Source organism: Serpentinicella alkaliphila (assembly GCF_018141405.1).
Lineage (GTDB): Bacteria > Bacillota > Clostridia > Peptostreptococcales > Natronincolaceae > Serpentinicella > Serpentinicella alkaliphila.
In genome coordinates this window covers 2,033,668-2,046,924 of the sequence record NZ_CP058648.1, presented here as the reverse complement: position 1 = coordinate 2,046,924, position 13,257 = coordinate 2,033,668, and the positions used below count along the sequence as shown (strand labels likewise).

Genomic DNA, 13,257 nt, shown 5'->3' with positions numbered 1-13,257 from the left:
ACCTTGCCTAGAAAATCTAGTTAGATGGTTTTTGTAGTGTAACTACATCTAATATAATATACTGGTCTGGCTGACAGGAATTGAACCTGCGACCTCCAGAACCCCATTCTGGCGCGCTACCAAGCTGCGCTACAGCCAGTTAAATGTACTATTTAATTTTAAATGGAGCTTATTGTCTTTGTCAATAGTTGTATTATTAGTGCAAACTATTAAACGAGGTAAATGATTACCTCGTTTAATTATTGACACTTACCTAAAGGATTATAGCTATTAAACCGTTTCCTTCATTAATAATTTTTTGTAAAGTTTTTTGTAGCTTCATTCTAGTGTCTTCTGGCATCAAGTATAGTTTATTTTGTAATTGTTCTTTTACTAAGTCGTGTAATGATTTACCAAACATATTTGTTTCCCAAATTTTTTCTGGATTTTGTTCGAACTCTTCTAATAAATATCTAACTAATTCTTCACTTTGCTTTTCAGTACCAACTACTGGTGAGACCTCAGTATTGATATCAGCTCTAATAAAGTGGAGTGAAGGAGCGTTAGCTCTTAATTTAACACCAAACTGATTTCCTTGTCTAAATATTTCAGGTTCTTCTAGAGTCAGTTCGTCAAATGATGGTGGTACAACACCATAACCCAAAGTCTTAACTGCTTCTAGAGCTTTAGCAACCTTGTCATATTCTCTCTTAGCCTTAGATAGTTCAGATATCATACCAATTAATTGGTGCTCACCTTCAATGTTATATCCTGTCTTTTCATTAAGAATTGTATAGAATAAGTTATTATCTGTTTTTAATTCTACAAGGGCAGAGCCGTCACCCATTTTAATATTTTTTAGTGCTACACTTTCAATATTCTCCACATCATTTAGTCCATTTACGAATAATGAAATATCTTTTAATTTTCTAACGTTTGTAAGCATAGTCTTAATTCCATTTACTATTGATCCCTTTAACCAATGGGTAGATTCAATACTTTCAACCCAAGCAGGTAAGTTAACATTAATTTCATTGATTGGGAACTCAAATAAAACTGATTCTAAAATCTCATTCATGTCATCAACATTCATTAAAGCACAGTCCTTAGCTACAACTGATACTTCATACTTTTCCTCTAACCTATTTTTCAGTGTTTGAGCTTCTTCAGACTGAGGATATTTTGTATTTAATACAATTACAAATGGCTTATCAATTTCTTTAAGCTCTCTAATAACTCTTTCCTCTGCCTTAATATAACTATTTCTATCGATGTCCGTCACTGAGCCATCTGTTGTTACCACTAGACCAATAGTGGAATGCTCTGTAATTACTTTTTTAGTTCCGATTTCCGCTGCCTCTTCAAAAGGTATTTGCTTTTCGAACCATGGTGTATTTACCATTCTTGGACTACCATTTTCCTGATGTCCTAAAGCTCCATCAACTAAATAACCGACACAGTCAATCATTCTTAACTTGAACGAAGCATTTTCTTTTAAGAATAATTCTACTGCTTCATTAGGAACAAATTTAGGTTCAGTAGTTGTAATAGTTTTTCCTGCACCACTTTGTGGTAATTCATCCTTAGCTCTTTCCTTTTTATAGGCGTTATCAATGTTTGGTAAAACAAGTAAATCCATCATCCTCTTTATAAGAGTTGATTTTCCCGTTCTTACTGGACCTACCACGCCTATGTAAATATCCCCTTGTGTACGTTGTGCTATATCACTGTATATGCTATATTTTTCCACAACATTCCCTCCTCTTGTCTGGATAAAAGTTAGACATCCATACTATTAACATTATAAATATATGATTATTACATAATAATATGACAATCATATCCTTACTAGTTTTATATTTATTAAACGTCCATTTTATGCTAATTATTTATCCATAAGAAAAAAAAGTTTATCCAAAGGATAAACTTTTACCATGCTATTAGCTCTTCAGCTATTACTTCTTCAATTTCTTGTTTCTTATTTCTCGTCATTAAGTTAATTACTGCTTCCTTAACATTAAAATCTCCATAAAGTACATTATTTATTTGTTCTGTTATTGGCATATCAATATTATTTTTAACCGATAATTCATAGGCAACTTTTGTCGTAGTTATACCCTCAACAACCATACCTATTTCTTCAAGTGTCTCATTTAGTGACTTACCCTGACCTATTAAAATACCAGCTCTTCTATTTCTACTATGCATACTTGTACATGTTACTATAAGGTCACCAATTCCTGATAGCCCAGCAAAAGTATAAACATTAGCACCCATAGAACTTCCTAGACGAGCTATTTCTCTTATCCCTCTAGTCATTAAAGCTGCCTTTGCATTGTCACCAAAACCTAATCCATCAACGATCCCAGCTCCAAAAGCTATTACGTTTTTAAGGGCACCACCTAATTCTACTCCAACTACATCTGGATTTGTATAAACTCTAAAATCATCAGTCATAAAAGTATTCTGTACAAATTCAGCAATTCCTCTCTCCTTCGAGGCTACTACTACTGTAGTTGGCATATTTTTTGCCACTTCTTCCGCATGAGAGGGTCCTGAAAGGATTGCATAGGGTTGGTCATTTAGCTCTTCCTTAACAACTTCAGAAATTCTATAGTGAGTACCCTGCTCTAATCCCTTAGCAACATTAACTATAACCTGATCTTTATTTATAAACTGCTTACAGGATTTTAATAGACCTCTCACTTGCTGAGTAGGCACTGCGACTAAAATAATTTTAGCACCTGATAATGCCTTTTCTATATCTAGATGATATGATAAAGAAGCTGATAACTGTATCCCAGGTAAATACTTTTTATTTTCTTTAGTTTCAACCATAGTATTATATTGAATATTACTTCTCATCCACAAATTAACTTGATAACCTTTGTTGGCTAGAAGGTGTGCTAAAGCAGTTCCCCAACTACCTGCCCCTAGTACGGCAATAGTATAATTAGTCATAATTATCCCTCCCTTATCTAACTCCTGCTTTTTCCCCAATCTTTCTTTCTGTACCATTTAATAACCTCTGAATATTTTCCCTATGTCTATATATAGCAAGTAAGCACAGTATTAATGCAAAAATAAAATACTCTCTGCTTTGGAAGAACAAAAATATTGGAAAAATAGTGATAGCGGTAATTGAAGCTAATGACACATATTTTGTACGTATTAATATTGCTATTCCGATAGAAAGACATATAAGTGCCGCGATATAATTAATGGCCAGGGTAACTCCAATAGTAGTTGCAATACCCTTTCCGCCTTTGAATTTTAAAAATACAGGCCAATTATGACCAATTACAACAGAGATTCCTGCAAATAGCTCTATATTTTCATGTAGTCCAAAAAATCTTGCTATTAATACTGCAACAACACCTTTTAAGCTATCTCCTAAAAAGGTAATAGCTGCTGCTTTTTTACCCAGTGTTCTAAGAACATTAGTAGATCCTGCATTACCACTTCCTACACTTCTAATATCAACATCTGCCATTAATTTAGCCACAATAAAGGAAGTAGAAATATTACCAATTAAATATGCAACAACTACTATGAAAATGGTCATGTTATTGCCCCCCGGTTTTTTCTCTATATATAAATCTTATTGGAGTACCTTCAAAATTAAAATATTCTCTTATTCTATTTTCAATATATCTCTCATATGAAAAATGCATTAATTCCCTATCATTTATAAATAGGACAAATGTAGGTGGTTTAACCGCTGCTTGAGTACCATAGAATATTTTTAATTGTTTTCCTTTATCTGAAGGTGCTTGATGTAATAATATAGCTTCACCGATAACCTCATTTAAAGTACCTGTTTGAATTCTCATAGCATTTTGATTTGCAACATATTTAACTTGTTCTAAAATTTTATTTGTTCTTTGTCCAGTTAAGGCAGAAATAAATAGTATAGGTGCGTAAGGACAGAAAGCAAGCTCTTCTCTTATTGTCTTAGTAAACTCATTCATAGTATGGGTATCCTTTTCAATAAGATCCCATTTATTTATTACTATGATTAAACCCTTTCCATTATCATGACTATACCCAGCTATTTTTTTATCCTGTTCCGTAACACCTTCGGAAGCGTCAATAACTAGTAAACACACATCTGCTCTTTCTACAGCTGCTATAGCTCGAATTACACTATACTTTTCTACATCCTCTGTAATTTTACTCTTGCGTCTTATCCCGGCCGTATCTATTAGAACGTATTGATCCTCACCGTGAGTAAAAGGTGTATCTATTGCATCTCTTGTAGTACCTGCTATATCACTTACTATAACCCTATCTTCACCTAGAATACGATTAATGAGAGATGATTTACCTACATTCGGTTTTCCAATCACTGCTACCTTTATAACCTCTTCATCGTACTCATTTTCTTCAATTGAAGCGAAATGTTTAACAATCTCATCTAATAAATCACCTATCCCTAATCCAAGGGAGGATGATATTTCATTAGGGTCTCCTAGGCCTAGCTCATAGTAATCATAGAAATAGTCTGATTTTTCTTTTGTATCAACTTTATTTATAGCTAATACAACAGGCTTTTTAGATTTTCTAAGCATATCTGCTATTTCTCTATCCGCAGATGTTAAGCCCGCTCTACCATCTAGCATAAATAAAATTACGTTAGCAGTTTCAATTGCTAGTTCTGCTTGTCTTCTCATTTGAGCAGGAATTATCTCATCGGAATCTGGCTCAATTCCCCCAGTATCAATCATAGTAAAATTATAGCTTAGCCATTCAACCTCAGTATAAATTCTGTCTCTTGTTACACCTGGTTTGTCCTCAACTATAGAAATTCTCTTTCCAGCTACTTTATTAAAAAAAGTAGATTTTCCTACATTAGGTCTTCCAACTACAGCAACCATTGGTCTTGCCATTTATATCACCTCTTCATTTTCCTTTAATCATTTAGTAATTTCTTTACAAATTCAGCACCATCTACTGAACTTACTACTACTTCTCTATTTAGCCTATTTTTTAAATCACTAATAGTTATGTCGTCTAGAAAAACCTCTTCCCCAGATTTAAGCATAGATTCAGGTATTATTAATTTTGCACCCAAATCAACGTCCTTAAGTGCATCTAAAATATCCTGTCCAGTAACTAGGCCGCTTACTGTTACATATCCTCCAAAGAAATGATTAACTACTTTAATAACCTCTATATTGAGATTATTAACTTTTCTCATTAAATCATCACATAAATTCTTAATTATTCTATATGCTATTTCTCCGGTAACTACTGTTATTTTTTTATTTTGTTTCTTGTCACTATTAATTCTATTTAATGCATCATAAAATTCTTGCTGAAATTTTACAACTAAGCCTACTCCATTTTCTAACTGATGGAAATCATCGTAACTATTATATGGTGGAAAAGGTATATCAGCTAGTATATAAAACTCATCTGCTAAATGCACAAAATTTCTTCCTAGACTCTTTTTAAATTGTTTTTGATAGTTTACAACCTGATTAATAACTTCAATAGCCTCATCCTTAGTGAATGTTCTTAGATTAAATAGTCCTTCCCTAAATCTAGTTAATCCTACTGGTACTACGGCTACACTATTAATATTATCTGCATATTTTCCTAAATCTTGTATAGTTTTATCTAACTCCTGCTTATCATTAATATCCGGACATAATACTATTTGACAATTCATATTAATATCGTTTTCTGAAAATCTATGTATAATATCTAATATTTTCCCCGCAAACTTATTATTAAGCATTTTTTTTCTTAAATCACCATTTGTTGTATGAACAGAAATATTTATAGGGCTAATTCTATAACTAATAATTTTATTTATGTCATCATCACTCATATTTGTTAATGTAATGTAATTTCCTAATAAAAATGATAGCCTTGAGTCATCATCTTTAAAGTAAAGGCTATCTCTCATGTCTTTTGGTAATTGGTCAATAAAACAAAAAATACATTTATTTCTACAACTTCTCGCATCACAAATTGTTGGGTTCTCAAATTCTATACCCAAGTCCTCATCATAATCCTTTTCAATTTCTATATCCCATATTTCTCCATCTGCTTTTTCTATAGCAATTTCTAAATATTCATCTGATAAAAAAAACTTATATTCAATTATATCTTCAATTTCTTCGCCATTAATACTTACAAGCACATCTCCTACTTCAATTCCTACCTCTTCTGCTATACTATTTGGATATACTTTACTTATTATATTCTTAACATTTGTTTCTTTCAAATATGACACCCACTTTAAATTCTTTAGTTTGATACTAATATTATACAATTTTCATCAATTTCCAAATACTATATTAGCATTGTAGCTTTACATCAGTCAATGTTTATTGTACTTTTAAAATTTTTTACTAGTGCAACAAAGTATTTATAATTTTTTCTTATACCATAAACTGTTATAGGCCTACCTATTTTAACCAAGTTTACCCTTCTAGATAAAAATCCACCCAATCTAATATAATTGTTTATACAAGAAAGGGCATTTATTATTCTAATACCAGAAGTATCTCCATTTGATAATAATCGGGAGTACTCATAGGTTAATTTTGCAAAATAGTCTCGATTATGACCCATTCCCATTACAAAAACCTCATTTGCGAATTCATCAACTCCCATGAAAAGAGGTGTGCCTACCTTTAGATTAGGACTTTTATCATAATTCGGTATCGATAAAACCTCTTCTGTTGTAGGTATACGGTCTGAGGGTAAATATCCTAAATGTACTGATGCAGCAACTACAGATGTATGGGCTCCACCATAACAACAGTAAAAAATTTTCATCTAAACACCTACTTAGTCATATTCTAATCAATATCAACAATTAAAACACCTTGATTATATAATCTGGCTAAGCCTTCAACAATATTATTGTATATATGCTTATTTTTAAAGTAATTTACGACATATATTTCATTATCTTCTTTATCTAAACCTAAGTAATAAAATCTCATAGGCTCCATTTCTACATCTTCTTTATTAAAATCATTAGTTAAATTTAAATGAAGATATGCAGCTTTTACAGCTGCATAATTATCCTTCTTTGTTGTGTAAATAATTTTCAATTCGATCACCTTCAGTAAACATTAATGTTTTACTATTATATATGTTCCATGTCCAATATCGTGAACCATTCCCATTGTAGTTTTCGAAACTAATAAAGCTATACGCTCTTTTTCTTCTTCATTTTGTGCAATGAAAACAGGAGCCGTAGAACTATCTACAAATTCTTTATTAGTTGTAATTATCGCTATAATTAACTCCTTTATTCCAAACTTCATAGTTTTCAGCCCCTTTTAATTATCTATAGGTTTTCTTTTGGAGCTCTCTAAAACCGGAGTGCTTTTAACTGCTTCAACATATTTCTTAATATCAGGATCTCTTACTACTATAGCCATTACAACATTACCATTTTTGGGATTTAACCTTGCAATAGGTGTGAAATCAGGTTCATCAACATCTTTCCTAATTCCTAGCATTATAGCCGAATTATGCTGTATTGCTTGTCTTTGACCAATGTTTGACAAAATTGCAGCGGCATATTTATTTTTAGGCGTTATTTCAACTGCTACACCATTTTTTAAATATATTTCTCTTGAAGATTTTAATCCGATATTCATAACAATGGTATCAGCTAACTTTAATAATGGGCCCTCAAAAGTAATATCTACAGGCTTTACATCAGCAATATCTTGAATTACATTAACCTTCAGAAGTCTATTCAAACCTACTATAAAGACTACTCCCACTATAGCTCCTATAACAACAGCTACTATAGTGCTATTACCAAAGTAACCAGCCAAATAGAAGCCTGCACCTGTTCCTGTAGCAGTTAATATAGACATATAATTTCTTGCTTCAAACCTTTTAGCTATATCCTCTATATATGCTGTCCCTCTAGGTACAAGCTCTGTTGGTTCAATATTATCTAGACTTTGACGTTCAAGACTTCTAACATCTCTAAAATGCTGGGCAGCTAGAGCCAAAAAAGTAATTGCCATATACTCTTTTTGTGAAAAAGCTGGAATTACAACGGCACCTAAGCCTGCAGCTATAAACCCTAAGGTCAAATGGGACAGATAGGACTGGGGATAAGTCGGATATTGTCTATAGTCGATTTTCATCATATATGTCCTAGCCATTATCCCCATTACAAATGAAATCAATATTGCAATAAAATCTTTATCCAATTTTCATCCACCTATCTATTTTTTCCTTCTTACTCTACCTAAGAAGTTATTAAATTCTTCTTTAAATCGTCCCAGTTTAGACTTCCATTCTTTACCACCACTACTTATAAATAAGAAGGCTAATGCCGCTGCACCTACTATCAATACTGTAACAATTATTCCTCTTGAGCTACCTCTATTAGTATCCCTAATAGGTCTTGCAGACTCAGTTTCACCATCGGTCTGATCTGTAAATGTTCCACCAAAGAATGCTGTAGTTAACACCTCAGAAAATAGGGTTGCACTTTTTTCTGGTAGAGCCCTATCCTGCTCTGCTGTTCCCATCTCTAATAGCATAGCCCTTGGAGTTAAGTCTTGATTATAGTTTCCTTGTGCGTAGAAAATATCTTTTATTAACCCAGGGTACATTTTATCCGCTACAGCCTTTGCTTGAAGTGCTGTTTCTTCATTTGCCGAGAAGTTCTGGTTTCTTCCACCTACTACTAGTCTAACCTTAGATGCAGGCTCTCCATTTATTTCAGTAGTGTATTCCTCTGGAGGTATAGCATCCCTATGGACATCAATTAATGATGTGGGTTGATGTTCTCTTAATAATTGTGCTGCTGTTCTTCTAGATCTAGTGTATGCACCTGCATCATGTGGGTCATGGGAAGTATTATCGAAAGTAGCATTTACTCCATTTTGTTCAAAGCCCGCCTTTAATCTTTCCGCAACTTGTAAAATTCCACCGCCACCCTCTGTACTTTCAGTACCATCCGTAGGAACATAGGATTCAGAGCTATGAGTACAGTATATACCCACTTTTCTATTTTCCTGTTCTTGGGCTTGGGCTTCTAGTATCATAGCCAAACCTTCTCCACTTCTAAGGGCATCCTGAAACTGTGCAAATACATCTTCATTTATAGTTGGTAATGTAATTTGTTCAATGAATTCTGCGTAAGCTCTTTGTTCTCTGCTATTAACTCTAGTAACCTTGTACATATTATTATCAGCACTTAAATATTGATCTCCTTGTCGTACCTCTCTAGCAGTTTTGAATAAAACAGAATTATCCTTAGTGTTATATACAGTAAAATAATTGCCATATTGACCATACCAATCGTCAGCATATGCGAATTGAACAGATGTTAATAAGAGGATTAATAATACAATTAAAAATCTTTTACTTCTCATCTTGATCACCTCCGTCATTTTTATCATTTTGCTGTAAAGAAATATTTATAATATTATCTTTTTTATCCCTAAAAGTTTTATCATCATTACCTAATGAACTAACAAAGTGTCCTTTTTCAAAATGCATGTCCTTTTTACTTGTACCACCTTGTAATCTTTCTCTAGTTTCACCTACAACCTCCGCAATAATTACTGCTAATACCCCTGCAATCATTGCAGTATCAAAGGCACCTGCTCCACCATATCTAGTTGGCGTATTAAGCCCATTTATTATATTGTATACAAGCTGAATAGTATCACTTAAAAATACCCCTACTATACCTGCAACGAAGGCTGATCTTCTTGAACGACCTAATATATATGCTATCAAACCACCCATAATTCCGTATACATAGTTAGGATCAATACGTTGTGCTTCAGGTTCAGCTGGTAAAACATATCTTTGAACTAGCCATATAGCTGTTCCAGCAACAATAGCTGCAATTACTGCTCTCCATTTTTCTTTGCCTGTTTCCGCTTTAACAAACAGATAAATTGCAAGTCCCATAGGAATTATAAATCCACCTATGTTAAATGAGACTCTTTCTGTAATATTAATATCTGGAATGAATATTGAGGCTAAAACCATAGCAATAATAATAGTAATTGCTGCTTTGTCACTTAATCGTAATCTATCTAAAACTCTTTCAGCCAAACCCATAAAAATTAAAACAGTTATACCAATTAATAAAATTGTACCTAAAGACATTAATCATTCCTCCTTAAAATTAAATATTGCCTTAGATACTTATATATTTCCCTTATGGAAAAAAATCTATGAAGTTTAAATTATTCCAAATTATCCATTTAGTATATACTCATCGGCTCTATTAAAGTTTAATCAAAATACAAAAATAGTAAAAGCTAGCATATTTTACATACTAGCTCTTACTATTTAAAATTTAACTTATAATTAAGCTTTTGTTGGAATAATAATTATAAACTCTGTTCCTTTTCCAAGATCACTATTTACCTTAATTGTTGCATTAAAGGATAAAGCTATATGCTTAACTATAGCTAAACCTAATCCAGTTCCACCTATTTTTCTAGTTCTAGCTTTATCTATTCTATAAAACCTTTCAAATAATCTTGGTATATCCTGTTTAGGTATTCCAATGCCTGTATCCTTTACACTTATAATGATTTTATTATATTTCGAGTAGGCACTTAAATTAACTAATCCTCCCTCTGGTGTATATTTTATGGCATTATCCATAAGATTAATTAGCATTTGTTTAAACCAATCTGGATTACCAGTAATCATAGGTAGACCCTGCTCAATTTCTGATACTACCTCAACATTTTTATTTGTTGCTATTGGCATAATTATTTGCTCAACTTCTGCAATTAGTTCAGTTGTATTAAAATCTTGTTTCTGAGATCTTTTAGTATTTTCAATTTCAGATAGAGTTAATATATCATCAATTAACCGTCTTAATCTTTCGGTCTCTATTTCAATAATATCTAAAAATCTCATTTTTGTTTTTTCATCATCTATTGCTCCAGATTTTAATGTCTCAACAAAACCACTTATTGATGTCAATGGAGTTCTAAGCTCGTGAGAAACATTTGCAACAAAGTCTGATCTCATTTTTTCAAGCTTTCTTATTTCTGTTACATCCTCTATTATAGCTACTAGCCCAATAGTTTTATTTGGGTCATCCTCTAACTTTATAAGATTGGTATATATCTTTAATGTTTTTATATCAGGGTCTTTTATTTGTATTTCAACCTTCGTTTCTGTATTACTTAAAAAAATGTTTTTAAATGTTTCATCTAACGCATTATTTCTAACTATTTCTAAAATGTGCTTCCCAATTACCTCCTGAGCATTTACATTAAATAAAGTTTCAGCTGCTGGATTAATTACAATAACATTTCTTTTATTATCTATGGCTATTATTGGATTAACCATACTAGTTAATAGAGCCTTAAACTTAGTATTGCTATTTGATAATTCCTCAATAGTAAATTTTAGTTTTGAAGCCATTATATTAAAATTATCAGCTAATTCCCCTATTTCATCGTTTGATATTACGTGGACCTTTCTATTTAGATGGCCTTCAGATATCTTTTTAGAGACTTTTGTTATTTCTTTAATAGGCTCAATTATCTTGTTAATAACCCTAAAACCAGTTATTAGAGAAATTAGCAGGCCAAAAATTATTGAAATACCTACATATCTAAACAATATACCATTGATTCTCTCTATTTCCATTAAGTCAACAGCTAACCTAATGATTATAGAATTTTCACCTATCTGCCTTAAAGGAAGGGACACATATAACATATCAATATTAACAGTCTTACTTTTACGTACTGATCTTCCAACTTCACCATTTAGAGCAGACTGTACCTCAGGCCTATTTATATGGTTTTCAATAACACCGGTTTCTACAAAGCTATCTGCTAACACATTTCCATCAATATCTATAATCGTAATCCTTGATTCTGTTATTTTTCCATAATCATGAACGATATTCCTAAGCCTAGTTAAATTTGTTAGAATTGTTTTATCCTTTTCCAACTGCTGTTCTATTAGCCTTCCATTAGAAACAAGTCTAACCTCTAATTCATCTAAATAGCTAGATCGTATTAGATGCATAGACAAAAATCCTGTTAGCAGAATTGCTAACAGGAGTATAACTGAAAATGTAATAAACAATTTTCTTTGCATAGCCATCACCTACTTCATCTTGTATCCGACTCCCCGGATTGTTTCGATATACTCCCCGGTTTCATCATCACCAATTTTTTTACGTAGATGTCTTATATGCACATCAACTGTTCTTGTCTCTCCAAAATAATCAAAACCCCAAATGTCATCGAGAAGTGTGTTTCTAGATAATACTTTACCTCGATTTGCAATTAGCATTTTTAATAGTTCAAATTCCTTCAATGTTAAATCTACTAAATTACCATCCACAGTTACCTCATGCTTCTCAGTATCTAAAGATATACCCTTAAGCTTTAATATCTTCTGCTTATCAATTCCTTTAGTGTCTGTTCTTCTTAAAACAGCCTTAATTCTAGCAACTAATTCTCGTACACTAAAGGGTTTAGTAATATAATCATCTGCTCCTAATTCTAAGCCTAATATTCTGTCTGTTTCCTCACCCTTTGCAGTAAGCATAATAATAGGTAAATTATTAAATTTATCTATTTTCCGAATTTCCTTACAGACATCAATACCATCCATACCAGGTAACATCAGGTCCAATACTAATAGGTCAACACTATTGCCCTCTAGTATTTGTATGCAATCCTCTCCATTATCACTAGAAAGGACCTCAAAACCGTTTTTTTCTAGATTAAACTTAATCAATTCTAAAATATGCTCTTCATCATCGACTATTAGTATTTTTTTCTTTAGCATAGAACCCACCCCTTTAGCTTAATTTCCTTTTTCATCTAATAGTTTTTTTAACTCACCAATGAATGTATTAATATCTTTAAATTCCCTATAAACTGATGCAAATCGAACATAAGCAACCTCATCTAATCGTTTAATTCGCTCTATTATAAGTTCTCCAATTAGCTCTGTTGTTATTTCCTTTTCCATCGAATTATATACTTCTTTTTCTACATCATCTACTATTTTCTCTATATCATTTAAGGAAACTGGTCGCTTCTCACAAGCTTTAAGTATTCCATTCATTACTTTATTACTATTAAAAGCCTCTCTATTCCCACTCTTTTTTACAACCATTAGAGGAATTTGTTCTATTTTTTCATAAGTAGTAAACCTTTTAGAACAAGCCATACACTCTCTTCTACGTCTTATTGCTTGTCCTTCCTCAGTAGGTCTTGAATCAACTACCTTACTATCATAATGATTACAAAATGGACAGTTCATAGGTCTCCTCCC

The 13,257-nt window shown here is 32.3% G+C and carries 14 protein-coding genes and 1 tRNA gene; all 15 read right to left on the bottom strand.

The window, feature by feature from the left end:
• Positions 1-62: 62 nt before the first annotated feature.
• The 15 genes from HZR23_RS10340 to nrdR all read right to left on the bottom strand — a co-directional run bounded on the left by HZR23_RS10340 (position 63) and on the right by nrdR (position 13,245).
• Positions 63-139: transfer RNA gene (locus HZR23_RS10340), tRNA-Pro, on the bottom strand.
• Between the two features lie 114 nt (positions 140-253).
• Positions 254-1,729 carry a stage IV sporulation protein A gene (spoIVA, locus tag HZR23_RS10335; protein ID WP_132849238.1) on the bottom strand — a complete coding sequence of 492 codons (1,476 nt, stop codon included), beginning with the start codon at positions 1,727-1,729 and terminating at the stop codon, positions 254-256.
• A gap of 179 nt (positions 1,730-1,908) precedes the next feature.
• Positions 1,909-2,940, bottom strand: coding sequence for an NAD(P)H-dependent glycerol-3-phosphate dehydrogenase (locus HZR23_RS10330; RefSeq protein ID WP_132849237.1), 1,032 nt, complete (start codon positions 2,938-2,940; stop codon positions 1,909-1,911).
• A 13-nt stretch (positions 2,941-2,953) separates the two neighbouring features.
• Complete coding sequence (gene plsY / locus HZR23_RS10325) at positions 2,954-3,544, bottom strand: glycerol-3-phosphate 1-O-acyltransferase PlsY (RefSeq protein WP_132849236.1); 591 nt, start codon at positions 3,542-3,544, stop codon at positions 2,954-2,956.
• Position 3,545: 1 nt separating this feature from the next.
• Positions 3,546-4,868 carry a ribosome biogenesis GTPase Der gene (gene der / locus HZR23_RS10320; RefSeq protein ID WP_132849235.1) on the bottom strand — a complete coding sequence of 441 codons (1,323 nt, stop codon included), beginning with the start codon at positions 4,866-4,868 and terminating at the stop codon, positions 3,546-3,548.
• Between the two features lie 23 nt (positions 4,869-4,891).
• Positions 4,892-6,214 (bottom strand): DUF512 domain-containing protein, encoded by a 1,323-nt coding sequence (locus HZR23_RS10315; RefSeq protein WP_132849234.1) that lies wholly within the window; start codon positions 6,212-6,214, stop codon positions 4,892-4,894.
• 92 nt (positions 6,215-6,306) lie between these two features.
• Positions 6,307-6,771, bottom strand: a complete 465-nt coding sequence (locus HZR23_RS10310; protein WP_132849233.1) for a DUF3189 family protein — start codon at positions 6,769-6,771, stop codon at positions 6,307-6,309.
• A 23-nt stretch (positions 6,772-6,794) separates the two neighbouring features.
• Positions 6,795-7,052, bottom strand: coding sequence for a DUF3189 family protein (locus HZR23_RS10305; RefSeq protein WP_165913733.1), 258 nt, complete (start codon positions 7,050-7,052; stop codon positions 6,795-6,797).
• Positions 7,053-7,073: 21 nt separating this feature from the next.
• Positions 7,074-7,268, bottom strand: a complete 195-nt coding sequence (locus tag HZR23_RS10300; RefSeq protein ID WP_132849231.1) for a capping complex subunit for YIEGIA — start codon at positions 7,266-7,268, stop codon at positions 7,074-7,076.
• 15 nt (positions 7,269-7,283) lie between these two features.
• The gene (locus tag HZR23_RS10295) at positions 7,284-8,177 is read right to left on the bottom strand and encodes a YIEGIA family protein (RefSeq protein ID WP_132849230.1); all 894 of its coding nucleotides are present in this window, start codon (positions 8,175-8,177) and stop codon (positions 7,284-7,286) included.
• Between the two features lie 15 nt (positions 8,178-8,192).
• The gene (spoIIP, locus tag HZR23_RS10290; protein ID WP_132849229.1) at positions 8,193-9,350 is read right to left on the bottom strand and encodes a stage II sporulation protein P; all 1,158 of its coding nucleotides are present in this window, start codon (positions 9,348-9,350) and stop codon (positions 8,193-8,195) included.
• Entirely contained in the window at positions 9,340-10,098 is a 759-nt protein-coding gene (locus HZR23_RS10285; protein WP_132849228.1) for a DUF1614 domain-containing protein, read from the bottom strand. Before HZR23_RS10285 ends, spoIIP begins: the two co-directional genes overlap by 11 nt.
• 204 nt (positions 10,099-10,302) lie before the next feature.
• Positions 10,303-12,066, bottom strand: a complete 1,764-nt coding sequence (pnpS, locus tag HZR23_RS10280; RefSeq protein WP_132849227.1) for a two-component system histidine kinase PnpS — start codon at positions 12,064-12,066, stop codon at positions 10,303-10,305.
• Between the two features lie 9 nt (positions 12,067-12,075).
• Positions 12,076-12,765 (bottom strand): response regulator, encoded by a 690-nt coding sequence (locus HZR23_RS10275; RefSeq protein ID WP_132849226.1) that lies wholly within the window; start codon positions 12,763-12,765, stop codon positions 12,076-12,078.
• Between the two features lie 18 nt (positions 12,766-12,783).
• Positions 12,784-13,245, bottom strand: coding sequence for a transcriptional regulator NrdR (gene nrdR, locus HZR23_RS10270; protein ID WP_132849225.1), 462 nt, complete (start codon positions 13,243-13,245; stop codon positions 12,784-12,786).
• Positions 13,246-13,257 lie beyond the last annotated feature (12 nt).

What these genes read in the sequence shown, in the direction of transcription:
- HZR23_RS10330 (WP_132849237.1), bottom strand. Translation starts at nt 2,940, where the DNA reads ATGACTAATTATACTATTGCCGTACTAGGGGCAGGTAGTTGGGGAACT.
- plsY (WP_132849236.1), bottom strand. Translation starts at nt 3,544, where the DNA reads ATGACCATTTTCATAGTAGTTGTTGCATATTTAATTGGTAATATTTCT.
- der (WP_132849235.1), bottom strand. Translation starts at nt 4,868, where the DNA reads ATGGCAAGACCAATGGTTGCTGTAGTTGGAAGACCTAATGTAGGAAAA.
- HZR23_RS10310 (WP_132849233.1), bottom strand. Translation starts at nt 6,771, where the DNA reads ATGAAAATTTTTTACTGTTGTTATGGTGGAGCCCATACATCTGTAGTT.
- HZR23_RS10300 (WP_132849231.1), bottom strand. Translation starts at nt 7,268, where the DNA reads ATGAAGTTTGGAATAAAGGAGTTAATTATAGCGATAATTACAACTAAT.
- spoIIP (WP_132849229.1), bottom strand. Translation starts at nt 9,350, where the DNA reads ATGAGAAGTAAAAGATTTTTAATTGTATTATTAATCCTCTTATTAACA.
- HZR23_RS10285 (WP_132849228.1), bottom strand. Translation starts at nt 10,098, where the DNA reads ATGTCTTTAGGTACAATTTTATTAATTGGTATAACTGTTTTAATTTTT.
- pnpS (WP_132849227.1), bottom strand. Translation starts at nt 12,066, where the DNA reads ATGCAAAGAAAATTGTTTATTACATTTTCAGTTATACTCCTGTTAGCA.
- HZR23_RS10275 (WP_132849226.1), bottom strand. Translation starts at nt 12,765, where the DNA reads ATGCTAAAGAAAAAAATACTAATAGTCGATGATGAAGAGCATATTTTA.
- nrdR (WP_132849225.1), bottom strand. Translation starts at nt 13,245, where the DNA reads ATGAACTGTCCATTTTGTAATCATTATGATAGTAAGGTAGTTGATTCA.